Raw genomic sequence first — 22610 nt, forward strand, 5'->3', positions numbered from 1 at the left:
CGCCCCCGCGTCGCGTGCCGACCTGACTCTCCCGGAGCCCCAGCCTTGAGCCGTTCCAGCTACATCTTCACCAGCGAAAGCGTGTCCGAAGGCCACCCCGACAAGGTCGCCGACCGCATCTCGGACACCGTCGTCGACGCCTTCCTGAGCGTGCAGCCCGAGGCGCGCGTCGCCTGCGAGACGCTGGTGACCACCAACCGCATCGTGCTGGCGGGCGAAGTGCGCGCCGGCCAGCCGGGCGCGTCGAAGGGCGAGAACAAGGCGCTCACGAAGGAGATCGTGAAGAGCCTGGAGCCCAAGGTCCGCGCCGCGATCAAGGATATCGGCTACGAGCAGAAGGGCTTCCACTGGAACAAGGCCAAGTTCGCCTGCCACCTGCACGAACAGTCGGCCCACATCGCCCAGGGCGTCGACGCCACCGACAAGAAGGACGAGGGCGCCGGCGACCAGGGCATCATGTTCGGCTACGCCTGCGACGAGACCCCGGCGCTGATGCCGGCCACCCTGCAGTACAGCCACGACATCCTGAAGAAGCTGTCGGAAGTGCGCCACTCGGGCGAGTGCCCGGTGCTGGAGCCCGACGCCAAGAGCCAGGTCACCGTCCGCTACGAGGACGGCCGCCCGGTGGAGATCCTGCAGATCGTGGTGTCGACCCAGCACAAGAAGCGCCTGGGCCTGCACATCGCCACGCCGAAGCGCCTGGAGGGCGTGATCAAGCCCTACGTCGAGAGCGTCATCCCGGCGGGCCTGATCACCCGCAAGACCAAATGGCACATCAACCCGACCGGCCGCTTCGAGATCGGCGGGCCCGACGGCGACGCCGGCGTCACCGGCCGCAAGATCATCGTCGACACCTACGGCGGCGCGGCCCCGCACGGCGGCGGCGCGTTCTCGGGCAAGGACCCGACCAAGGTGGACCGCTCGGCCGCCTACGCCTGCCGCTACCTGGCCAAGAACGTGGTCGCCGCGGGCCTGGCGAAGAAATGCACCATCCAGATCAGCTACGCGATCGGCGTGGCCCAGCCGCTCTCCTTCTACGTCGACCTGCACAACACCGGCGAGATCGACCCGGCGAAGCTGGAAGTGGCCCTGCCGGAGCTGATCGGCGGCGCCACGCCGCGGGCGATCCGCGAGCACCTGCAGCTCAACCGCCCGATCTACGCCCGCACCGCGGCCTACGGCCACTTCGGCCGCCAGCCCGACAACGAAGGCGGCTTCTCCTGGGAACGCGCCGACCTCGTCGCGGAACTCCAGAAGCTGGCGTAGCCCCTATCTCTTGAACGTCATCCCCGGGCTTGTCCCGGGGATCCAGACGCGCCGGCGGTCAGGTCATGATCGCCGGCGTCGGCGTTTCTGGATGGCCCCCGGGCCGTGCCGAAGGAACGGCCCGCCCGGGGCAGGCTCCCAGGCCCGGCCATGACGATCTAAAGGTTGAGCATGACCGACCACCACCCGCCGCTCCGGTCGTTCGGCCGGCTGAAGTCGCGGCCGATCAAGCCGCGCCAGGCCGCGCTGATGGCGGCGCGGCTGCCCGGCCTGCGCATCCCCGCAGGCCCCGTCGATCCCGCGGCCCTCATGCCCGGCGCGGCCGAGGCCTGGCTGGAGATCGGCTTCGGCGGCGGCGAGCACATGGCCGCCCAGGCCGGCCGCCACCCCGGCGTGCTGATCCTGGGCGCCGAGCCCTTCGTCAACGGCGTGGCCAGCGCCGTGCGCCACATCGACGAGCAGGGGCTGGAGAACGTCCGCCTGCACGACGGCGACGTCCGCGACCTCGTCGCGCGCCTGCCCGACGCCGGCCTGGCGCGGATCTTCATCCTGTTCCCTGACCCGTGGCCCAAGGCCCGCCAGCAGAAGCGCCGCCTGGTCCAGCCCGAGCTGGTGGCCGACCTCGCGCGCACGCTGAAGCCCGGCGGCCGCCTGCGGTTCGCCAGCGACGTGGCGAGCTACGTGGACCAGGCCCTGGAGCGCTTCCTGGCCAACCCCGCCTTCGCCTGGCCCGCCGAACGCGCCGACGACTGGCGCCGCCCGCCCGCCGACCACGTCACCACGCGCTACGAGGAGAAGCGCCTGGGAGACTGCGCGCCGGTGTTCCTGGACTTCGTGCGCCTTCCCTTCCCATGAAATGGGAAGGGGGGACCGCTCGCCGAGGCCGGCGCCAGCCGGCCGTAGAGCGAGGGGTGGGAAGGGCAAGCGGCCGGCAGGGCCGTGGCGCCTGCTCAGGCGAGGCTTTCCCTTTCCACCGTCCGCTCTACAGCCGGCTGGCGCCGGCTTCGGCGGACGGTCCCCCTTTCCCGCAAGCGGGAAAGGAAGGTCAGCCCTTGTAGCGCTCGATCGACTGGCGGATGATGTCGGCGGCTTCCTCGGGGTCGGCCCAGCGGATGATGTCGACCGACTTGCCCTTCTCCAGGTCCTTGTAGTGCTTGAAGAAGTGGGCGATCTGCTCGGTCAGGATCGCGGGCAGCGAACGCCACGAGTCCACGCCCGCGTAGAACGGGTGCAGGGCGTCCACCGGCACCGCCAGGATCTTCTCGTCGCCGCCGGCCTCGTCGCGCATGATCAGCGCGCCCACCGGCCGCGCGCGGATGATCGCGCCGGGCACCACCGGGGTCGGGCCCACCACGATGATGTCCATCGGGTCGCCGTCGTCGGCGAGCGTGTGCGGGATGAAGCCGTAGTTGCCCGGATAGAACATCGCGGTGTGCAGGAAGCGGTCGACGTAGATCGCGCCGCTCTCCTTGTCGATTTCGTACTTCACCGGCTCCCCGCCCTGCGGGATCTCGATGAGCGCGTTGACGTCGTACGGCGGGTTCTTGCCGACGGGGATCTTGGAGAGGTCCATGGGGGTCCTTCGGGGGGCACACACAAGAGTGGCGCGCTCTCTGGACCAAGCGCCCGGCGGATTCAACCGCTCACGCCGTCGCGGCGAGTGGTTGACTTATTCATAGCTCTGTAGTTATGGATCAATTCATAGCCTGAGAGTTATGAGTTGACCGCCCCACACGACGAGATCTTCCGGACCCTGGCCGACCCGACGCGCCGCGCGCTGTTCGAGCGCCTGTGCCGGGAGGGCGAGCAGACGGTGGGCGCGCTGACCGCCCGGGCCGGCGTCTCCCAGCCGGCGGTGTCGAAGCACCTGGCGGCGCTGAAGAAGGCCGGGCTGGTGCGCGGCCGGCCCGACGGCCGCCAGACCCACTACAGCGCCCGGATCGGCGCCCTGGCCCCGCTGATCGGCTGGACCAGCCAGCTCGCGGCGTTCTGGGAACGCAAGTTCGACGACCTCGAAGACCTGATGCGGAGGATGGACCAGTGAGCGAGCCCCAACTGCGCAGCGTCGTCGTCGAGCGCGACATGCCCTTCCCGGCCGAGCGGCTGTGGCGGGCGCTGACCCAGCCGCACCTGATGGAGGCATGGCTGATGAAGAACGACTTCCATCCGGCCGTCGGCCACAGGTTCCAGCTCAGGGGCGAGTGGGGCGGCGTGCTGGACTGCGAGGTCCTCGCCATCGAGGACGGCCGGTCGCTCTCCTACACCTGGGACTTCGCCAGCGAAGACCCGGCCTTCGCCCTGAAGAGCGTGGTCACCTTCACCCTGACGCCCACGGCCGCCGGCACGCACCTGCGCATGGAGCAGTCCGGTTTCCGGCCCGGCCAGAAGCAGGCCTACGGCGGCGCGCGCCTCGGCTGGACCAGGTTCTTCGACAACCTGGAACAGGTCCTGGCGCGGACCGACGAGGAGGACGGCCGATGAGCCCCCTGATGCGACGGATCCACCGCTGGCTCTCGATGGCCTTCACGGCCGGCTTCATCGCCGTCTCGGTGGCGATGATCCTGGCGAAGGGCGGCCAGCCGCCGCAATGGGTATATTTCCTGGCGGTCGTCCCCCTGTTCGGCCTCTTCGGCACGGGCCTCTACCTCTTCGCCCTGCCCTACCTGGCCAAGGCGCGGCGCGCGGGCGGATGACCGACAGGCCTCGGGGGCGGGCCTGAGGCTTCCGCGGCTCCCGCGGACATTGCGCTCTCGAAACATCGGTACGGTGCGATTGACGTGGCGACCGACCTGAGGTTGGCTTCCCAAAACGGCGCCCATCAGAAGGCGCGATGGAGGACCCCGACCCATGACCACCGCGCCCGCCGCGGCCGATCGTCTGCCGCTCCGAACCAAGGTGGCCTTCGGAATCGGGAGCTCGGCCGAGATCATCGCACTCTACGCGGTCTCGAGCTTCGCGCTCATCTACTACAATCAGGTCCTGGGCGTGCCCGCGCACTGGATCGGCATCGCCATCTCGGTCAGCCTGGTCCTCGACGGCCTGACGGAGCCCCTGGTGGGGTCGTGGTCCGACCGGACGAAGAACTCGAAGCTGGGCCGCCGGCATCCGTGGATGTACGCCGCGCCGATCCCGATCGCGCTCACCTTCTACTTCATCTTCAATCCACCGGCGGGCCTCAGCCCCCTTGCCCTCACGATCTGGTGCGGCGCCTTCGTCTCGCTGCTGCGCCAGGTGATGACCTTCTTCCACACGCCGCACCTGGCGCTCGGCGCCGAGCTGTCGCCCAACTACATCGAGCGCTCGAAGGTGATGGCCTACAACAGCTTCTTCACCTGGGCGGGCGGCGCGTCGATGTCGTGGATCGCCTACAGCTACTTCTTCCCGTCGACCCCGCAGTACCCGCGCGGCCTGCTGAATCCGGCGCCCTGGCCCACCTTCGCGCTCACGATGGCGGTGACCATCGTCCTGGTGCTGTTCGCCTCGGCCTGGTTCACCCGCGACCGCATCCCGTTCCTGCCGCAGCCGCAGGCGGACGTGAAGAAGTTCAGCATGACGGAGTTCTTCGCCGACGTCTGGAAGGCGCTCCGGAACCACAACTACGTCTGGCTGCTGGTCGGCATCTTCTTCCTGTCGATGATGATCGGGCTGAAGGAAGGCCTGCGCCTCTACACCGCGACCTTCTACTGGGGCCTCAACAGCGAGCAGTTGCGCCTGTTCGTGATCGGCAGCTTCGCCGGCTACGCCACCGCCTTCGTCTTCGCCGCGCGCATGCACGGCAGGTTCGACAAGCGCGCGACCATGGTCTGGGGCGCGATCGCCTATTCGGTCACCACCGCCGCGCCCCTGGTCGCCGGCATCATGGGTGTCCTGACGCCGCAGACGCCGGGCCTCGTCTGGATGCTGATCGCATGGTCGGCGCTGTCCTACGGGTCGATGAGCGTGCTGCAGATCGGCGCCATGTCGGCGCTGGCCGACATCGCCGACGAGAACGAGCTGCGCTTCGGCGTGCGGCAGGAGGGCATCCTCTATTCCACGCGCGCGCTGGCGGCGAAGATCGACCAGGCCATCGGCTCGCTGCTGGCCGGCTTCGTGCTCTTCATCATCGCCTTCCCGGAGAAGGCCAGGCCCGGGGCGGTGGCGCACGACACACTGGTCAACCTGGCGCTCTGGGACGGCGTGCTGGCGGCCGTACCCGGCGTGATCGCCGCCATCTGCTATGGCCGCTACGCGATCGACCGGGCCAGCTACGAGGCGACCCGGGCGGCCATCCTGGCGCGTCGCGCCGCGGGCGCGCAGCCGCCCGAAGCGCCGGCGGTGAAGGATCCGCCCGGCGTCGTGGCCGCGACCCCGGCCGGGTAGGGCTCAGCCCGGCCGCATCGCCTCGATGAGGCTGCCGGTGTAGGCCGCGTGGCCCACGTGGGTCAGGCGCGCCGAGACGTCGGCCCAGATCTCGCCGCCCAGGTCGCGCCAGCGGCGGCAGAAGGCGTAGTCCTCGGAGAGGTACGCGCCCGTCTCGGGCTCGATCATGGTGTCGAACACCATGACGGTCTCGGCTGCCTGGTTGTCGGCCATGTCGCGCATGTTGGCGCGCAGCTCGGGGTGGGCGTCGAACAGGCGCTGCATCGCGGGCCGGCCGATCATCAGGAAGCCCGTGCCGCCGTAGGCGACCTTCGCATAGCCGTCGACGACCTCGATCGAATGGTCGGGCGTCGGGATGAAGCGCACCACGTAGCCGATCGAGGCGGCCTGCAGGTCCCTCACGTCGGCCTTGGCCGCGGCGCGCACCTTCTCCCAGTCGATCTTCTTCAGCGGGCAGACCGCGGCGATCACGTCCTTGTCGGCGTCCAGCAGGCGGAAGACGTTCTCCGGCGCAAACCCGATGTCGGCGTCGATGTAGAGGATGTGCGTGGCCTCGGGGTGGGCCAGGAACTGCGCCGCCAGCCGCGAGCGGCCGCGGGTGATCAGCGCCTCGCCGCCCATCATGTCCACGTACAGGCCGACGCCCCTGATGCGGCAGGCGTCCTGCAGCCGCAGCAGCGACTCCACGAAATAGAGGTTCAACTGGCCGCCGTAGCAGGGGACGGCGAGGTAGATGTAGGGCTTGGCGGCGTCCGGCATGATGCGCGCGACCATAGTGGCCGTGTCAGGCGCGCGCCATACGCCGCGCCGCGAGGTAGCCGGCGACCGCCAGGGCCACGCCGACGGCGTCGGCGGCGAAGTCCAGCGGGTCGGAGTGGCGCCCCGTCGGGGTCAGGCCCTGGAGGATCTCGATGAAGACGCCGAAGACCAGCGCGTAGGCCGGGATCGCCAGCGCGCGCTTCGGCGCGAGCAGGTAGCCGGTGACGGTCAGCACGAACCAGGCCGCCGCATGCTCGAACCGGTCGCCCGTGCCGGGATCGGGCAGGTCGGCGGTCGGCAGCACGCACAGGACGAGCAGGATCGCCGTGGCGAGCGCGTAGAGTCCGAGCCGCAGGGGTCTCGGGAGGCGGTCCGGGCGCGGAAAGCGGTGCTGAGGCATCGGCCTTACTTGCACGTCCGATTGCGGCTCTCTAGCGTCCGCGCCGCTGAGAATTGGTGCAGGAGCGGTGCGTGGCGGTCGAAGCGGTGATCTGGGATTTCGGCGGGGTCTTCACCTCTTCGCCGTTCGAGGCCTTCAACCGGCTGGAGGCCGAGCGCGGCCTGCCGAAGGACCTGATCCGGACGGTCAACGCGACCAACCCGGACACCAACGCCTGGGCCCTGTTCGAGCGCAACGAGATCGACGCTGCGGGCTTCGACGCGCTGTTCCTCGAGGAGTCGACGGCGCTGGGCCATCCGCTGCGCGGCGCCGACGTGCTGCCGAAGCTGTCGGGGGAACTGCGGCCCCGCATGGTCGAGGCGCTGAAGGCCTGCAAGGCGGCCGGCTTCAGGGTCGGCTGCATCACCAACAACGTGGTCTCCGAGCACTCGCCCGGCCAGGACGGCGCCCAGAAGGCGGCCGGCGCCATGGGCCAGGTGATGCCGCTGTTCGAGGCGATCATCGAGAGCAGCAAGGCCGGCGTCCGCAAGCCCGACCCGCGCATCTACCTGATGATGTGCGACCTGCTGGCCGTGAAGCCCGAGGCCTGCGTCTACCTCGACGACCTCGGCATCAACTGCAAGCCGGCCGCGGGCCTGGGCATGAAGGCCATCAAGGTGCTGGACGTCGACCAGACCCTGGGCGAGCTCTCCGCCGTCACCGGGCTCGCGTTCGCATGACCCTCCTTCGCCAGGGCTTCGGAGGGTTCATCGGAGGGGCTATCCTTCGTAGCGCCGGTAGGAGCGAAGCAGGATGACCCGGCCCGCGAAGATCGGCGCCGACGCGGCGCTGAAGGACCTGCCCGGCTGGAGCAGGCTGGAGGGCGAGCGCGACGCCATCCAGCGGACGTTCAGGTTCAAGGACTTCAACGCGGCCTTCGGCTTCATGACCCGCGTGGCGATCCGGGCCGAGCAGCTCGACCACCACCCCGAGTGGTTCAACGTCTACAACCGCGTCGAGGTCACGCTCGCGACCCACGACGCCGACGGGGTCACGGCGCTGGACGTGACGCTGGCGACCTTCATGAACGAGGTGGCCCACCTCTCCCCCGAGGCGTAGCCCGAGGGGAGAGGGTAGGGAGAGGGGCGGCTGGGCTTGCCAGCCTGAGTGAACGGTTGGTCGAGGGCCCTCGCTGAACCACCCGATGCGTCATACCGATCGGAGCCGCCCCTCTCCCTACCCTCTCCCCTCCCACTACGTGTGGGGGGAGAGGAAGTCTCAGTTGACGACGATGGCGCCCAGGAGGATGCGGGCGCCGGGGCGGCCGAGGATCGCGTCGGTCTGCCGCTGGAGCTGCTGGGCGATGTAGTCGGCGCTGGGCAGGGCGCCCGAGGCGAGGCCGGCCGCATAGGCCTGGACGGTCTGCACATAGGCGGCGCGCAGGCGCGGGATCGACTGTTCGGCGCGGGTCCTGAGCGCCGCGTCCGGCACGTCGAGGCCGCAGTCCACCGCCAGCACGCCGCGCGCGCCGCCGGACTTGAACGTCGCGCCCAGCAGGGTCTGGATCGGAACGTAGCTGCCGCCGCCCGACTTCTTCTTCTCTTCCGCCGCGCCGGCGGCGGCCGGGGCGAGCGCGGCGAGGCCCGTCAGGGCGAGGAAGACGCGGCGGTCCATGACGCCCGCGAGCCTCGCCGATCATGGTTAGCGGTCTCTTTACGCGGGCCTGAAAGAACAGGCGGGAGATTCGCCACCCACGCGGAGCGCCCCTTGGGCCGATTTGCGCCGACCAACCTCGACCTCGACGGCAAGGTCATCCTCGTCACCGGCGGCACCGGCTCGTTCGGCCGCCGCTTCATCGAGACCGTGCTGACGCGCGCCCGGCCGCGCAAGCTGATCGTCTATTCCCGCGACGAGCTGAAGCAGAGCGAGATGCAGATCGACCTCGCCGAGCGCTTCAGCGCCGAGCAGTTGCACGCGATGCGCTTCTTCCTGGGCGACGTTCGCGACCGCGAGCGGCTGAGCCTCGCGCTGCGCGGCGTCGACGTCGTGATCCACGCCGCGGCGCTGAAGCAGGTGCCGGCGGCCGAGTACAACCCGTCCGAATGCATCCACACCAACGTGCTGGGCGCCGAGAACGTGGTCTGGGGCTGCCTCGCCAACCGGGTGAAGCAGGTGGTGGCGCTCTCCACCGACAAGGCCTGCAACCCGATCAACCTCTACGGTGCGACGAAGCTCGCGTCGGACAAGACCTTCGTGGCGGCCAACAACCTCTCGGGCGACATCGGCACTCGCTTTTCCGTGGTGCGCTACGGTAACGTGGTGGGCTCGCGCGGCTCGGTCATCCCGTTCTTCCAGCGGCTGATGCAGCGCGGCGCGGCCGAGCTGCCGATCACCGATCCGCGCATGACACGGTTCCTGATCACCCTGGGCGAGGGCGTGGACTTCGTGCTCTCGTCGCTGGACCGCATGCACGGCGGCGAGATCTTCGTGCCCAAGATCCCGTCGATGAGGATCACCGACATCGCCGAGACCCTGGCGCCGGGCATGGCCACCCGGATCGTCGGCATCCGCCCCGGCGAGAAGCTGCACGAGATGATGATCTCGGCCGACGACGCGCGGAACACCGTCGACCTCGGCGACCGCTACGCCATCGAGCCCGCGTTCGTGGAGTACACCCGCGCGCCGCTGGAGGGCGCGGCCATCGCCGACGACTTCAGCTACGTCAGCGACACCAACCCCGAGTGGCTGGACGGGCCGGGCCTCCTGCGCATGCTGGACGAGGACAAGCCGCGCGACCGCCGCCGCAGGTCGAACGACTGATGCCCCCCTTCGCATGACAGACGGCGTCCTCCCCTACGGCCGCCAGACCATCGACGACGACGACATCGCCGCCGTGGCCGAGGCCCTGCGCGGCGACTTCCTGACGACCGGGCCGACGGTCGAGCGCTTCGAGCGGGCCTTCGCCGAGACGGTCGGCGCCCGGCACGCCGTCGCCTGCGCCAACGGCACCGCGGCCCTGCACCTGGCCATGCTGGCGCTGAAGGTGCAGCCCGGCGAGGCGGTGGTCGTCCCCTCGATCACCTTCCTGGCCACCGCCAACTGCGCCCGCTACGTCGGCGCCGACGTGGTTTTCGCCGACGTCGATCCCGACAGCGGCCTGATGACGCCGGCCACGCTGAAGGCGGCCATCGGCAAGCTGGCCGGCCGCCGGCTCCGCGCCGTCCTGCCGGTCCACCTGCGCGGCGACGCCTGCGACCTGCCCGAGCTGGAGAAGCTGGCCTACCAGCACCGCGCCGTTCTCGTCGAAGACGCGCCGCACGCCCTCGGAACGACGGCGAGGTTCGGCAACAGGACCGAAACGATCGGCGATGTGCGCCATTCGGCCATGGCCACCTTCTCGTTCCATCCGGTGAAGACCATCGCGACGGGCGAGGGGGGCATGGTCACCACCAACGACGCGAAGCTGGCCGAGCGCCTGCGCCTGCTGCGCTCGCACGGCATGGTGCGGCCGCCGAAGGCCGATCCGTGGTGGTACGAGATGCCCGAGCCGGGCTTCAACTACCGCCTGCCGGACATCCTGTGCGCGCTGGGCCTGTCGCAGCTCGCCAAGTTGCCGCGGTTCGCGGAACGGCGCCGGGCGCTGGCCGCCGCGTACAGCGAGGCCCTGGCCCCGCTGGCCCCCCTCGTCCGCCAGGCCGCCCAGCCCGCCTACAGCGATCCGGTGCTGCACCTGATGACCGTGCTGATCGACTTCGCCGCCGCCGGGACCAGCCGGCGCGAGGTGGTCGAGGCGCTGAAGGCGCAGGGCGTGCTGACCCAGGTCCACTACATCCCGGTCCATCGCCAGCCCTACTACCGCGGCCTCTACGGCGACCAGGACCTGCCCGGCGCCGACGCCTGGTACGCGCGCTGCCTCTCGCTCCCCCTCTACCCCGGCATGGCGGACGAGGACGTGGGGCGAGTGGTCGGCGCCCTGAAGGCGGCGTTGGGCCTCTAGTTCCTCCCCCCCCTTCGTAGTAGGGCCATCGCATATGGATGTGGGCGGCTTGTCCGCCCGATTCATGAACCGCAGAGATCGCGGAGATACGCAGAGAGGTCGCGGATCCACCGGACTCCTCCGCGTATCTCCGCGATCTCTGCGGTTTGACCAGGGGCCTGTCGGCCGCCCGCATCCATATGCGATGGCCCCGCCGTCATGGGGAGGTGTCCGCTCCAGACTGAAGGAAGCCCCCTCAGTCAGCAGTTCCCCCGATGGGGAGCGACTGACGGCCGCTACGCCGCCATCCCGGCCGCCTGGATCAGCTCGCGGACCTGGGCCATCTGGGTCGGGGAGGCGGCGAGTTCGGCGCGGGTGGCGTCCAGCTTGAAGAGCTTCAGCGCCTCGGAGCGGGCGCGGGCGGCGGCGGGGCCCTGGGGCGCGCTCTCGCCGGCGGCCAGCTTCAGGAGCAGGGTCAGGCGCTGGATCAACGGGGCGTTGGCGGCGGCCAGGCTCTGGGACAGCCTGGCGCGGCCCTCGACCTCGCCGCCGATCACGCCCAGCTTCTCCTGGATCGGCTGGTAGTCCTCGGTGACGAGGCCGCAGCGCGCGACCGCCCGCGACAGGCCCGCCAGCTTCGACAGCCGCTCGCCGGGGCTCTCGTGGCCGTCGGTCAGCTCCTTCTCGAACTTGAGCGAGTTCACGACCGCCTTCACCCAGCCGGCCGCCTGGCGCTTGTTGGCCGCGCCGATGATGTTCTCGGTCAGCCAGATCAGCGCCTCGACCTCCTCGAAGCTGGTGCGCTCCTGGCCGAGGTAGGCCTCCACGAAGTCGCCGGTGACCAGCATCCGCGAGCGGGCGGCGAAGGCGGCCTGCACGTCTTCCAGCGGCAGCAGGTTGCCCGCGGCGGCGGTCAGCGACATGGCGAGCGCGCGCAGCACGTCGATCTCGCGCTCGGCGTCGCCGGGGCACAGGCGCCGCGGACCCGTCAGCTCCCGCAGGATGCGACGGCCGATCGCGGCGCGCGTCTCCTTGAACTGCTCGCCCGACAGCCACTTCGCCAGCCGCAGCGCCAGCGGCGACAGTTCGGGCATCACCTTCTGCACCGACTTCTCGACCAGGATCAGCCTCTCGACCGCCTCGAAGGCCGCAAGCCGGGTCATCGCGGCGAGCGTCGCGCCCAGGTCGCGGCCCCGGCCCGTGACGTCGGTCATGCCCGACTTGGTCTCGAGGATCTCGGACAGCGGCTGCTGGATGACGTCGAGCGCGGCGTTGCGGCCGGGCCCCCTGGCCGGCGCCGCGTCGGCCAGGTCCATCAGGCGGGTGACCTTCCCGGACCACGTCGCGGCGGGGGCGATTGAGGCGGCGACGCCGGCGCCGAGCAGGTATCCGCGCTCAGGGTGCGCCGCCAGACGTTCGGCGGCGACCGCGAAGCCTTCCCGGTCGACGTCGGGCAGGAGGCCCTTCTTCTGGTCCTTGAGCAGGCGTTCGACCGCGCGCTCGATCAGCGCGTGGAACGCCCGGATCAGCTCATGCACGCTCATCGCGCGGGCATGCGCCTCGGGGACGGCGATCTTCTGGATGGCGTGCTGCAGGTCGGTCCCCGACGCCTCCAGCTTCTCCACCAGGTCCGGGCGATGCAGCAGCTCGAAGGGCGTGGCGTTGTTGCGGTCGAGCCAGCCTTCCAGCAGCCGGCCGATCCGCTCGCGGGCGTGGACGGTGTAGAGGTCCTGCGGCGTCACGCAGAGCGGCTGGGGTTCCTCGCGCGGCGTCGACTTGGCGGCCGTGTCGGCGGCCCCGAGCTTCTGGATGACCACCGAGTTGAACTCGCGGCTCTCCTCGTCGAAGACCTCCTTGGTCACCTTCACGGCGGCCACGCGGCCCTCGGCCATGAGATCCCGGGCGGTCTCGAGGGCGGTCGCGCGGTCCTCCGTGGCGAGGTTCAGCGTCCACGGCGCGCCGGCGATCTTCCGGACAAAGACTTCGAAATGCACTCTCGTCCCGCTCATCGCGAACGTCCGCCCCCCGCAGAGGGGAACCACGTTCGAGCAAACAGCTTAAGGCTGCGTTGACCTTCCCCGGCTTTCGGCCCAAGGCCCCATTGAGGCCATGGTGAAGGCCCAATAGGTTGCACGGGTTCGGTTAAGGAGAATTCCACCCCAGATGGCGAAGATCACCCTCGTCGACGATGACGAGAATATCGTGACGTCGGTCAGCCTGGCGCTCGAGAGCCACGGGCACACCGTGAAGGCCTACTACGACGGCGCCGCCGGCCTTGCCGCGCTGGAGAACGACCCGCCGGACGTCGCCATCCTCGACGTGAAGATGCCGCGCATGGACGGCATGGAGGTGCTGCGCCGCCTGCGCCGGACCTCCGAGGTGCCCGTGATCATCCTGACGTCGAAGGACGAGGAGATCGACGAGATCCTGGGGTTCAACCTGGGCGCCGACGACTACATGCACAAGCCGTTCAGCCAGCGCCTGCTGATCGAGCGCGTGAAGGCGGTGCTGCGCCGCGCGGGCCGCGGCGAGCCCGACGATCCGGCCAGCCCCGCGGCGGCCGCGGACGTGAATGCGCGGGCCCTGAAGCGCGGCAAGCTCACCCTGGACCCGGCGCGCCACGAGAGCCTGTGGGACGGCAAGCCGGTGAAGCTCACCGTCACCGAGTTCCTGCTGCTGCAGTCGCTGGCCCAGCGGCCTGGGTTCGTGAAGAGCCGCGACAACCTGATGGACGCGGCCTACGACGATCAGGTCTACGTCGATGACCGCACCATCGACAGCCACATCAAGCGCATGCGGAAGAAGTTCCGCGAGGTGGACCCTGAGTTCGACGCGATCGAAACCCTCTATGGCGTCGGCTACCGATACCGGGAGTCCTGAGACCGCCGCCGACGCGCCTCCCGAGCCGGGGGTCCTCGAGCGCACGGTCCGGGGCAAGACGACGCGGCCGCGGCTGAAGTTCACGGGGCTGCCGGGCTCGCGGCTCGGCCGCCTGATCCTGGCGTTCAACCTGCTGGGCCTGGCGATCCTGATCTCGGGGGCGCTGGTGCTGAACGAGCTGCGGCGCGGCCTCGTCAACGCGCGCATCGACAGCCTGTCGACCCAGGGCGAGCTGATCGCCTCGATCCTCAACCAGGCTGCCACGGTGGGCGAGCCCGAGCCGCAGATGGATGCGGCCTACGCCACCGAGCTGTTGCAGACGCTCTCCAACCCCAAGGCCCAGCGGGCGCGGCTGTTCGACAGCAAGGGCCGCCTCGTCGCCGATTCCGACTGGATGGCCGACGAGGTCCAGCAGCGCGACCTGCCGCCGGCCAGGCCGCGGGACGCCGCCCAGGGCCTCGACCTGATGCACAGGCCCGAGCCGTCGTCGCTGAAGGAGCGGCAGGCGGCGCTCCAGCGCGAGGTGGCGGCCGCGCTGCAGGGCGCCCGCTATGCGGGGCTGCGCCGCAACGCCGACGGCGACCGCGTGGTCTCGGTCTCGCTGCCGATCCGGCATGTGCGCGCCGTGCTGGGGGTGGTGACGCTGGAGGCCAGCGACGTCGACGCCATCATCGCGCGCGAGCGGGCCGCGCTGATCCCGTTCATCCTGATCGCCATCGCGGTGACGCTGGCCTCGTCGTTCCTGCTGAACAGCCTGGTCGCCCAGCCCGTGCTGCGCATGGCCCGCGCCGCCGACCGCGTGCGCCACGGCGGCGCCCGCGCCATCTCGCTGCCCGACCTGGCCAGGCGCGACGACGAGGTGGGCGACCTGACCCGCAGCCTGGAGGCCATGACCCAGGCGCTCAGCGAGCGCATGGACGCGATCGAATCGTTCGCCGCCGACGTGGCGCACGAGATCCGCAACCCGCTCACCTCGCTCCGCTCGGCGGTCGAGACGCTCGACCTCGTCGAGGAGGCGGGCGCCCGCGAGCGCCTGCTCTCGATCCTGAAGAACGACGTCCAGCGCCTGGACCGGCTGGTCACCGACATCTCGAACGCCTCGCGCCTCGACGCCGAGCTCTCGCGCGACCAGCCGAAGCTGGTGGACCTGAACCGCCTCGTGGGCGACGTGGTCTCGACCTATCAGAACGTCGCGCGCGCCGGGGACGTGAAGGTGGCCTTCAACGCCCACCAGGGCCTGGAAGCGATCACGGTGATCGGCCGGGAGGGGCCGCTGGGCCAGATCCTGCGCAACCTGATCGACAACGCCCGCTCGTTCAGCCCGCCCGGCGAGACGGTCTCCGTGGGGCTGTGGCGGGTGCAGGACGAGGCGATCGTCACCGTCTCCGACAACGGCCCGGGCATCCCGCCCGAGAACCTCGAGACCGTCTTCCAGCGCTTCTACACCTCGCGCCCGAAGGGCTCGGCGTTCGGCGGCAACTCGGGCCTCGGGCTCTCCATCGCCCGGCAGATCGCCGAGGCCCACGGCGGCACGCTCCGCGCCGAGAACCGCACCGGCGCCGAGGGTAGGGTCATCGGGGCGATGTTCACCCTCGTGCTGCCGGAGACCGGCGAGTGACCTCGTGATCGTGCATGCGGGGCTGATCGCCCGGCGGGTCGGCGGGCTCTGGCTCGGAATCCTGATCGAGGGGCCGTCCGGCGCCGGCAAGAGCGACCTGGCGCTGCGGGCCCTGGATCACGGCTTCCGGCTGGTGGCCGACGACCGGGTGCTGCTCTGGGCCGACGGCGGCCGGCTCTGGGGCCGCGCGCCGGATCCGCTGGCCGGCCTCATCGAGGTCCGCGGGCAGGGCGTGGTCCCCGTCGCGGCTGTCGCCTTCTCGGGCGTCGCGCTCAAGGTGCGGCTCGAACCGCCGGAGCGGATGCCCGATCCCGCGACCGAGACGGTTCTGGGGGTTGAGATCCCACTTATGGCGGCGGATCCGTTCGAGCTCTCGGCGCCTGCGAAACTAGGCCGCGCGCTGGAGGCCTTTGACGCGGCGCACAAGAGGCGTATCTAGCTCCGCTCGCGCCCCGTTCCGGCGCCGTCTCGGGTGGGGATACCCTTGGATCGTTGTCCGGCATGATCGGCCTCGTGATCGTGACTCACGGCCGTCTGGCGCAAGAGTTCGTCTACGCGATGGAGCACGTCGTCGGCCCGCAGGCTGCGGTCGAGGCCATCTGCATCGGCCCCGAAGACGACATGGAGAAGCGCCGCCTCGACATCTTGGCCGCCTGCGGGCGCGTCGACGCCGGCAAGGGCGTCATCCTGCTCACCGACATGTTCGGCGGCACGCCCTCCAACCTCGCCATCTCGGTGATGGAGCAGACCAAGGCCGAGGTCATCGCCGGCCTCAACCTGCCCATGCTGATCAAGCTCGCGTCCCTGCGCACCCGCGCGCCGCTCGAAGATGCGGTTGCAGCGGCGCAGGAAGCCGGGCGAAAGTACATCTCCGTGGCCTCCTACGTCCTGGCCGGAGAGAAGTGAGCTGAGCGAAGCCGTCCGCACCGTCGAGATCGTGAACAAGCGCGGCCTGCACGCCCGGGCCTCGGCCAAGTTCGTCAAGCTCGCCGCCACCTTCGACGCCGAGGTGAAGGTCTCCAAGGACGGCACGACCGTCGACGCCCGCTCGATCATGGGCCTGATGATGCTCGCCGCCGGCCCCGGCTGCGAAATCGACATCACCGCCGACGGCGCCGAAGCCGACATGGCGGTGGCGGCGCTGGTGGACCTGGTCGAAGGCCGTTTCGAGGAAGACGAGTAGCCTTCCCTCCCTTGATGGGGAGGGACAGGCCGCGCAGCGGCCAGGGTGAGGGAGTCATGACCGGAATGCCGGCGCTCCGGGACTGAACGCCTAGACGGCCTGCCGCCACTCCCTGGGGCTGAGGCCCGTCCAGCGCTTGAACGCGCGCGAGAAGGCGGCGGGGTCGGAGAAGCCCACGAGGTAGGCCGTCTCGTTGACGGAGACCTTGCGGCCCGACAGGTAGTGCTCGGAGAGGCGGCGGCGCAGGTCGTCCAGCAGGCCCTCGAACGTGACGCCCTCGGCTTTCAGGCGGCGGAACAGGGTCTGGCGGGAAACGCCCATCCGGCGCGCGACGGCGTCCATGCAGGCCTCACCGGTGTGCAGCCTCGGCATCAGCAGGCTCTCGACCCGGCCGCGGGTCGACTTGGCGGCCTCCAGCGTCTTCAGCAGGCCGTCGGCGCGTTCGGAGAGGACGCCGAAGACGTAGCGCGGCATGGCGGCGACGCGGTGGCTCGACCACGCCGGATCGATGCGCAGCGCGTTGCGCGCGGCCCCGAACGTGACCGGCGCGCCGAAGATGCGGGCGTATTCGGCGCCATAGCCCGGGTCGTCGTGCGTGACCTGGGCCTCCAGCACGAACGGGGTCTTGCCGAACTGGCGCGGGCCCCAGGCCATGCGGCCGAAGGTGGTCTCGGTGAGCTCGGGGAAGGCGTTGGGGTTCTGGCGCCGGTCGGTGACCCAGAGGCCGTCGCGCTCGCGCGTCACCTCGAAGCGGTCGCCGGCCCCGACGCCTTCGACCTCCACGGCCAGGCGGCCATAGCGGTTCATCTGGGCGAAGGCCTCCAGCATCGTCTCCGACGCCAGGGTGAGCAGGCCCACCACCGAGATCTCCGAGAAGTCGACGTGCTCGGCGTAGTGCAGGGCGAGCGCGGGATCGCCGGTCAGCGCCTTGGCCGCGCGCATCAGCACCACGTAACGCTCGAACGGCACGCGCCTGTCGGGATCGTCCAGGTCGGCGGGGTCGAGGCCGGCGCGGCCGGCCAGCGCGGCGGGGCTGGCGCCGCGGGCGACGGCGAACTTCAGCAGGCCGCGGGCGATGCCGGCCTCGATGGTGAGCTGCGGCGCGGGGCCGAGCGCCCTGCAACCGTCGGTCATGACTTTGAGCTGCGCCGTCATGTCCAGCGGCCCCTTGCTGGCTGAACCTGCCGCCCACCCGAGAGGGCGGACAACTTCGATGCGACATAGTGTTATAGTGTGGTATAACACCAATCAAGTAGATTCGCGGACGGCCCGGCCTCGGGCGGCCGCCAGCAGGACCGCATGGACCCGGATTGGAACGACAGCCAGCCGATCTATCGGCAGATCCGCGACCGGGTGGTGGCGATGATCCTCGACGGCCTGCTCAAGGAAGGCGATCCGGTCCCGTCCGTGCGCCAGGTGGCGGCGGAGTCGCGGGTGAACCCGCTGACGGTGATGAAGGCCTACCAGCAGCTCGACGACGACCGGCTGGTGGAGAAGCGCCGCGGCCTCGGCATGTTCGTGGCGGCGGGCGCCCGCGAGCTGCTGCTGCGCGCCGAGCGCGAGCGGTTCCTGAACGACCAATGGCCCGCGATCCGGGCGACGATCCAGCGGCTCGGCCTGGAGGCCGAGGACCTGTTGGCGCACGGAAGGGAGCGCTGATCATGGCGGTCATCGAGGCGCGGGGCCTGCGGAAGAGCTTCAAGGCGACGGTCGCCCTGGACGGCGTGGACCTCGCGACCGAGCCGGGGCGGATCGTGGGCCTGATCGGTCCCAACGGCGCGGGCAAGTCGACGGCGATGAGCGCCATCCTGGGCCTCACGCCCAGCGACGGGCGGCTGGCGGTGCTGGGCCTCGATCCCTGGACGCAGCGCGACCGGCTGATGCGCGAGGTCTCGTTCATCGCCGACGTGGCGGTGCTGCCGCGCTGGCTGCGGGTGAGCCAGGCGCTGGACTATGTGGCCGGCGTCCACCCGCGCTTCGACCGGGCCAAGGCGGAGGCCTTCCTGGACCGCACCGAGATCAAGCGGGCCAGCCGCGTGCGCGAGCTCTCCAAGGGCATGGTCACCCAGCTCCATCTCGCGCTGGTGATGGCCATCGACGCCAGGCTGCTGGTGCTGGACGAGCCCACCCTGGGCCTCGACCTGCTCTACCGGAAGGCCTTCTACGACAGCCTGCTGAACGACTGGTTCGAGAGCGACCGGGCGATCCTGGTCTCGACCCACCAGGTCGAGGAGATCCAGCACATCCTGACCGACGTGGTCTTCCTGAACCGCGGCAAGGTCGTGCTGAACGCCAGCATGGAGGCGCTGGAGGAGCGCTATCTGGAGGTGATGGTCGGGCCTGAGCAGGCGCCCGCCGCGCGGGCGCTGCGGCCGCTGCACGAGCGGCAGGTGTTCGGCCGCTCGATCCTGCTCTTCGACGGCGTGCCGCGTGCACAACTGGCGGCGTTCGGCGAGGTCCGGGCCGCCGGCCTCGCCGACCTCTTCGTCGCGCTGATGGGGCCGGCCCCGCGGGCGGAGACGGCGGCATGAACCGGGTGCGCCCCTTCTACTGGTCGGTCCGCCGCGAGCTCTGGGAGCACCGCGCGCTCTGGATCGCGCCGCTGGCCGTCGAGGCCGCGGTGCTGCTGGCCTACTTCATCGGCTCGTTCGCCCTGCCGCACGCCGTGGCGGTGGCGCAGACCGGCCAGCAGCTTCGGCTGCCCTACGCGGTCGCGGCCGGCGCGGCCTTCGCGATCAGCTTCTTCGTGGCCGTGTTCTACGCCCTGGGCGCGCTGCACAACGACCGGCGCGACCGCAGCCTCCTCTTCTGGAAGTCGCTGCCGGTTTCGGACCTCACGACGGTGCTTTCCAAGGCCGCGATCCCGCTGGTCGTGCAGCCGCTGATCGCCCTCGCCGTCGCGGCCGCGGCGCACCTGATCATGCTCGTCTGGGGCACGCTGGTCGTCGGCCTGAGCGGCGAGAGCCTGCCGGCCTACTGGGGCCACCTGCGCCTGCCGCTGACCTGGATCTTGCTGCCGTACGGCCTGGTGATGAACGCGCTCTGGGACCTGCCGTTCTGCGGCTGGCTGCTGCTGGTCTCGGCCGCGGCCAGGCGGGCGACCTTCGTCTGGGCGGTCGGGCCGTGGCTGGCGCTGATGCTGGTCGAGTTCATGCTGCTGGGCGGGAAGGCCGGCGGGCCGATCGCGAGGATGGTGGGCGACCGCATCTTCGGCGGCTTCGACCGCGCCTACGCCGTCGCCGGACAGAAGAACGTCGCCATCGCCTCGCTGAGCCAGGTCGACCCCATGCGCTTCCTCGGTGACCCCGGCTTCTGGGGCGGCCTCGCCGTGGGCGCCGCCTTCCTGGCCGCCTGCGTGTGGCTCCGGCGCCGCCAGGACCCGCTGTGAGGCCTCAGACCAGCGCCTCGAACTCGTCGACCAGGCGTTCCAACTGCTTGGTCCCCGCGGCCCAGAAGGCCTTCCTGCGCGGGTCCAGGCCGAAGGGCGCCAGCGCCTCGACGTAGGTCCTCGTGCCGCCGGCGCTGAGCAGCTTCTCGTAGACCGGCGCGAAGGCCTTCGGGTCGTCGCGGCGCTTCTCCATCAAGGCGCGGACCAGCAGGTCCCCGAAGGCGTAGGCGTAGACGTAGAACGGCGCGTGGACGAAGTGGCTGATGTAGGCCCAGTAGTGGCGGTAGCCCCTGTCCAGCCGCACGGCCGGCCCGAGGCTCTCGCTCATCATCTGCATCCAGAGCGCGCCGATCTCGTCGGCCGAGAGCTCGCCGTTGCGGCGCGCGTCGTGGAAGCGGGTCTCGAAGCGGTGGAAGGCGATCTGGCGGATGACGGTGTTGATCCCGTCCTCGATCTTGCCCGCGAGAAGCCCCCGCCGCTCGCCCTTCGACGCCTCGGCCAGCAGCTTCTCGAACACCAGGCCCTCGCCGAAGATCGAGGCGGTCTCGGCCAGCGTCAGCGGCGTGTCGGCGAGCAGCGTGCCCAGCGGCCGGCACAGCGTCTGGTGGACGGCGTGGCCCAGCTCGTGGGCCAGGGTCAGCACGTCGCGCCGCTCGCCCATGTAGTTCAGGAACACGTAGGGGTGCCGCTCGGCCGTCACCGAGTGCGAATAGGCGCCCATCTGCTTGCCGGGCCGCGGCCTGGCGTCGATCCAGGGCTGGGCGAAGAAGGTGCGCGCGGTGTCGGCGAACTGCGGCGCCAGCGCCTCGAAGCTGTCGAGCACGATGCCCTTGGCCTCGTCCCAGGTGTAGAGGCGCGGCGGGGCGCTATCGAGCGGGCTGTTGCGGTCCCAGTGGTCGAGGTGGGTGCGCCCCATCGCCCGGGCCTTCAGCGCATAGTACCGGTGGCTGACGGACTCGTAGGAATCGACCACCGCCGCTTCCAGGGCATCCACCGCCTCGGCGTCGACCTCGTTGGCGAGATGGCGGCCCGCGGCCGGGGTCGGGAACCTGCGCCAGCGGTCCTCGACCTGCTTCTCGAAGGCGAGCGTGTTGAGCGACAGGGCGAGCTGCGGCGCCCGCGCGCCCAGCGCCTTGGCGAGCGCGGCGGCGGCGGCCTTGCGGGCCTCGGCGTCCGGCCCCGACATGCGGTTCAGGAGGTCGTTCAGCGTCAGCGTCTCGCCGCCGACGCGGGCGCTCATCTTCGCCAGGGTCTCGTCGGTCAGGCGGCCCCAGTTGGCCACCGCGGGCGCCTTCTCGAGCAGCAGCTTCTCGAGGTCGGCGGAGAGTTCGTGCGGGCGGCCGGCGCGCACGCGGCGCAGCCAGGGCCGCCAGCGCTGGGCCGGCTTGTGGGCCTTCAGCGCCATCTCCAGCTCGTCGTCCTCCAGCCGGTTGATCTCCAGCGTGAAGAACAGGCTCAGCGAAGCGATCCGGGCCGAGCGCGTGCGCAGGTCGCTCTCGAACTTCGACCAGGCCGGATCGTCGCGGGCCACCGAGGCGGCCAGCGAGGCGTAGGCGCCCACGCCCCACATGGCGTTGGTGGCCTGCTCGTAGAGCTCGACGCCCCGGTCGAGGATGCCGCCCAGCTCGGCCGGCCGCGCCCGCGTCGCGATCAGGCGCCCCTCCAGCCGGGCCAGCTCGCCGTTGAGCTGTTCGGCGCGGTCCATGTCGGCGGCGATCCGCGGGTCCTCGCGACCGGCGTAGAGGTCGTCCAGCCGCCAGACGGGGAGCGTGTCGGTCTTGAAGGGCGCGTTCATGACGCAGGCATACTCCCGGCAGGGGCGCCCGGCCAACGGCGAACGGCGCACGCCCGGCCCGGCGGCCGCGCCTCCACGCGAAAGCCGGGAGGCCGCTACTCCCCCGCCATCCGCAGGATCGCCTTCCACTCGCCCGGCTTGACGGGGGAGACCGAGAGGCGGCCCTGGCGGACCATCTTGAGGTCCGCGAGCGAGGGTTCGGCCTTGAGGGCGGCGAGCGTCACGGGGGCCTTGAGCGGGCGCACGTATTTCAGCTCGACCGCCAGGAAGCGGCCCGTCTCGTCGCTGGCGTCAGGGAAGGATTCCCTTGCGACCTCGGCGACGCCGACGACCGCCTTGCTGTCGCCCGAGTGGTAGAACAGCACCTGGTCGCCCAGCTTCATCTCCTTGAGATGGCCCCGGGCCGCGAAGTTGCGCACGCCGTCCCAGACGGTCCGGCCGTCGCGCCTGAGGTCGTCGAACGCGTAGGTCTCGGGCTCGGACTTCACCAGGAAATAGCCGGGCATCGGCGCGCTCCTCCGTTCTCGCGGAGAGGACCATGCCACGGACGACCGGATTGGCCTAAGCGGCCTTGGCGTCGGCGTAGAGGGTGCGCACGTCGGCCAGGCCCGCGAGGATGCGCACGCGCTCCTTCCTGTCGGGCTTGCGGCTGACCATGAAGCGCCAGGCGCGGACGTGGACGGCGATGGCTTCGCGGTCGTAGGTCTGGTCGGCGAGGAAGTCGGCCAGCAGGCCCTTCAGGCTCGCCACCACCTCGCCCGCGCCGTCGCGGCCGATGTCGGGATAGCTCTCGGCGACGGTCTTCAGCACCTCGATGTCGCCCCGATCGAACGTCCTGCCCAGCGACATCAGCAGGCCCTCGGCGAGCGCCAGCACGTCGGCGTCGCCCGCGCGGCGGTGCGGCTTCTTCGGGGCGTTCTCGTCGGCGTCGACCATTAGGCCGCCAGTCTGGCCGGGGTAGTCTTAACGGGCGGCTACCCGGGCCGGACGAAAATGATCGACTCCGC

At 70.6% G+C, this 22610-nt stretch carries 27 protein-coding genes; 18 read left to right on the forward strand and 9 right to left on the reverse strand.

The features are described from left to right. Positions 1 to 45 precede the first annotated feature (45 nt). Positions 46 to 1266 carry a methionine adenosyltransferase gene (gene metK / locus KF737_RS04740; protein WP_296450867.1) on the forward strand — a complete coding sequence of 407 codons (1221 nt, stop codon included), beginning with the start codon at positions 46 to 48 and terminating at the stop codon, positions 1264 to 1266. A gap of 171 nt (positions 1267 to 1437) precedes the next feature. Beyond that, a complete protein-coding gene (gene trmB / locus KF737_RS04745) occupies positions 1438 to 2121 on the forward strand; it encodes a tRNA (guanosine(46)-N7)-methyltransferase TrmB (RefSeq protein ID WP_296450869.1) in 684 nt (227 codons plus the stop codon). A 190-nt stretch (positions 2122 to 2311) separates the two neighbouring features. On the opposite strand, the gene ppa is transcribed toward trmB, so the two are convergent. After that, entirely contained in the window at positions 2312 to 2839 is a 528-nt protein-coding gene (gene ppa, locus KF737_RS04750; RefSeq protein WP_296450871.1) for an inorganic diphosphatase, read from the reverse strand. A 147-nt stretch (positions 2840 to 2986) separates the two neighbouring features. On the opposite strand from ppa, the gene KF737_RS04755 reads away from it, so the two are divergent. From KF737_RS04755 to KF737_RS04770, 4 genes are all read left to right on the forward strand, one after another. Then, a complete protein-coding gene (locus KF737_RS04755) occupies positions 2987 to 3310 on the forward strand; it encodes a helix-turn-helix transcriptional regulator (protein ID WP_296450873.1) in 324 nt (107 codons plus the stop codon). Beyond that, a complete protein-coding gene (locus KF737_RS04760; protein WP_296450875.1) occupies positions 3307 to 3747 on the forward strand; it encodes an SRPBCC domain-containing protein in 441 nt (146 codons plus the stop codon). The genes KF737_RS04755 and KF737_RS04760 overlap by 4 nt, the downstream gene beginning before the upstream one ends. Beyond that, on the forward strand, positions 3744 to 3959 hold the full coding sequence (locus KF737_RS04765) for a hypothetical protein (protein WP_296450877.1): 216 nt from the start codon (positions 3744 to 3746) through the stop codon (positions 3957 to 3959). Before KF737_RS04760 ends, KF737_RS04765 begins: the two co-directional genes overlap by 4 nt. 154 nt (positions 3960 to 4113) lie before the next feature. Then, complete coding sequence (locus tag KF737_RS04770) at positions 4114 to 5625, forward strand: MFS transporter (RefSeq protein WP_296450879.1); 1512 nt, start codon at positions 4114 to 4116, stop codon at positions 5623 to 5625. A 3-nt stretch (positions 5626 to 5628) separates the two neighbouring features. On the opposite strand, the gene KF737_RS04775 is transcribed toward KF737_RS04770, so the two are convergent. Next, positions 5629 to 6399 (reverse strand): hypothetical protein, encoded by a 771-nt coding sequence (locus KF737_RS04775; protein ID WP_296450881.1) that lies wholly within the window; start codon positions 6397 to 6399, stop codon positions 5629 to 5631. A gap of 10 nt (positions 6400 to 6409) precedes the next feature. Beyond that, on the reverse strand, positions 6410 to 6784 hold the full coding sequence (locus KF737_RS04780) for a hypothetical protein (RefSeq protein WP_296450883.1): 375 nt from the start codon (positions 6782 to 6784) through the stop codon (positions 6410 to 6412). A 71-nt stretch (positions 6785 to 6855) separates the two neighbouring features. Between KF737_RS04780 and KF737_RS04785 the strand changes: the two genes are divergently transcribed. Both KF737_RS04785 and KF737_RS04790 read left to right on the forward strand, forming a co-directional pair. Beyond that, entirely contained in the window at positions 6856 to 7503 is a 648-nt protein-coding gene (locus KF737_RS04785) for an HAD-IA family hydrolase (protein ID WP_296450886.1), read from the forward strand. Between the two features lie 73 nt (positions 7504 to 7576). Then, positions 7577 to 7882 carry a 4a-hydroxytetrahydrobiopterin dehydratase gene (locus tag KF737_RS04790; RefSeq protein ID WP_296450888.1) on the forward strand — a complete coding sequence of 102 codons (306 nt, stop codon included), beginning with the start codon at positions 7577 to 7579 and terminating at the stop codon, positions 7880 to 7882. A 159-nt stretch (positions 7883 to 8041) separates the two neighbouring features. On the opposite strand, the gene KF737_RS04795 is transcribed toward KF737_RS04790, so the two are convergent. After that, the gene (locus tag KF737_RS04795; protein ID WP_296450890.1) at positions 8042 to 8437 is read right to left on the reverse strand and encodes a Tat pathway signal protein; all 396 of its coding nucleotides are present in this window, start codon (positions 8435 to 8437) and stop codon (positions 8042 to 8044) included. A 93-nt stretch (positions 8438 to 8530) separates the two neighbouring features. Here KF737_RS04795 and pseB point away from each other — a divergent pair, with 93 nt between their 5' ends. Then, a complete protein-coding gene (gene pseB / locus KF737_RS04800; RefSeq protein WP_296450891.1) occupies positions 8531 to 9583 on the forward strand; it encodes a UDP-N-acetylglucosamine 4,6-dehydratase (inverting) in 1053 nt (350 codons plus the stop codon). Positions 9584 to 9596: 13 nt separating this feature from the next. Further along, positions 9597 to 10760 carry a UDP-4-amino-4,6-dideoxy-N-acetyl-beta-L-altrosamine transaminase gene (pseC, locus tag KF737_RS04805; protein WP_296450893.1) on the forward strand — a complete coding sequence of 388 codons (1164 nt, stop codon included), beginning with the start codon at positions 9597 to 9599 and terminating at the stop codon, positions 10758 to 10760. A gap of 275 nt (positions 10761 to 11035) precedes the next feature. Here pseC and KF737_RS04810 read toward each other — a convergent pair whose 3' ends face one another. Beyond that, positions 11036 to 12748, reverse strand: coding sequence for a hypothetical protein (locus tag KF737_RS04810; RefSeq protein ID WP_296450895.1), 1713 nt, complete (start codon positions 12746 to 12748; stop codon positions 11036 to 11038). Between the two features lie 154 nt (positions 12749 to 12902). On the opposite strand from KF737_RS04810, the gene KF737_RS04815 reads away from it, so the two are divergent. From KF737_RS04815 to KF737_RS04835, 5 genes are all read left to right on the forward strand, one after another. After that, a complete protein-coding gene (locus KF737_RS04815; protein ID WP_296450897.1) occupies positions 12903 to 13619 on the forward strand; it encodes a response regulator transcription factor in 717 nt (238 codons plus the stop codon). Beyond that, complete coding sequence (locus tag KF737_RS04820) at positions 13588 to 15237, forward strand: stimulus-sensing domain-containing protein (protein WP_296450898.1); 1650 nt, start codon at positions 13588 to 13590, stop codon at positions 15235 to 15237. The genes KF737_RS04815 and KF737_RS04820 overlap by 32 nt, the downstream gene beginning before the upstream one ends. Before the next feature lie 4 nt (positions 15238 to 15241). Then, the gene (locus tag KF737_RS04825) at positions 15242 to 15676 is read left to right on the forward strand and encodes an HPr kinase/phosphorylase (protein ID WP_296450900.1); all 435 of its coding nucleotides are present in this window, start codon (positions 15242 to 15244) and stop codon (positions 15674 to 15676) included. A 62-nt stretch (positions 15677 to 15738) separates the two neighbouring features. Continuing rightward, positions 15739 to 16143 (forward strand): PTS sugar transporter subunit IIA, encoded by a 405-nt coding sequence (locus KF737_RS04830; RefSeq protein ID WP_296450902.1) that lies wholly within the window; start codon positions 15739 to 15741, stop codon positions 16141 to 16143. 1 nt (position 16144) lies between these two features. Further along, positions 16145 to 16420: an HPr family phosphocarrier protein gene (locus KF737_RS04835; protein WP_296451253.1), complete on the forward strand. Its 276-nt coding sequence runs from the start codon at positions 16145 to 16147 to the stop codon at positions 16418 to 16420. Between the two features lie 90 nt (positions 16421 to 16510). Here KF737_RS04835 and KF737_RS04840 read toward each other — a convergent pair whose 3' ends face one another. After that, positions 16511 to 17575 carry an AraC family transcriptional regulator gene (locus KF737_RS04840; RefSeq protein WP_296450905.1) on the reverse strand — a complete coding sequence of 355 codons (1065 nt, stop codon included), beginning with the start codon at positions 17573 to 17575 and terminating at the stop codon, positions 16511 to 16513. Positions 17576 to 17719: 144 nt separating this feature from the next. On the opposite strand from KF737_RS04840, the gene KF737_RS04845 reads away from it, so the two are divergent. From KF737_RS04845 to KF737_RS04855, 3 genes are read left to right on the forward strand one after another with little or no spacing between them, the layout of a single operon-like run. Beyond that, positions 17720 to 18079, forward strand: coding sequence for a GntR family transcriptional regulator (locus KF737_RS04845; RefSeq protein ID WP_296450908.1), 360 nt, complete (start codon positions 17720 to 17722; stop codon positions 18077 to 18079). Between the two features lie 2 nt (positions 18080 to 18081). After that, on the forward strand, positions 18082 to 18951 hold the full coding sequence (locus KF737_RS04850; protein WP_296450910.1) for an ABC transporter ATP-binding protein: 870 nt from the start codon (positions 18082 to 18084) through the stop codon (positions 18949 to 18951). Then, the gene (locus tag KF737_RS04855) at positions 18948 to 19808 is read left to right on the forward strand and encodes a hypothetical protein (RefSeq protein WP_296450911.1); all 861 of its coding nucleotides are present in this window, start codon (positions 18948 to 18950) and stop codon (positions 19806 to 19808) included. The genes KF737_RS04850 and KF737_RS04855 overlap by 4 nt, the downstream gene beginning before the upstream one ends. Positions 19809 to 19812: 4 nt before the next feature. Here the strand turns inward: KF737_RS04855 and KF737_RS04860 are convergent, their stop codons facing one another. From KF737_RS04860 to KF737_RS04870, 3 genes are all read right to left on the reverse strand, one after another. Then, a complete protein-coding gene (locus KF737_RS04860; protein WP_296450913.1) occupies positions 19813 to 21603 on the reverse strand; it encodes a M3 family oligoendopeptidase in 1791 nt (596 codons plus the stop codon). Between the two features lie 95 nt (positions 21604 to 21698). Next, positions 21699 to 22109: an EVE domain-containing protein gene (locus tag KF737_RS04865; RefSeq protein ID WP_296450915.1), complete on the reverse strand. Its 411-nt coding sequence runs from the start codon at positions 22107 to 22109 to the stop codon at positions 21699 to 21701. A gap of 55 nt (positions 22110 to 22164) precedes the next feature. Then, positions 22165 to 22539, reverse strand: a complete 375-nt coding sequence (locus KF737_RS04870; RefSeq protein ID WP_296450917.1) for a hypothetical protein — start codon at positions 22537 to 22539, stop codon at positions 22165 to 22167. Positions 22540 to 22610: the final 71 nt, after the last annotated feature.

The organism is Phenylobacterium sp. (assembly GCF_019636135.1).
In the GTDB taxonomy this organism is placed as follows: domain Bacteria; phylum Pseudomonadota; class Alphaproteobacteria; order Caulobacterales; family Caulobacteraceae; genus Phenylobacterium.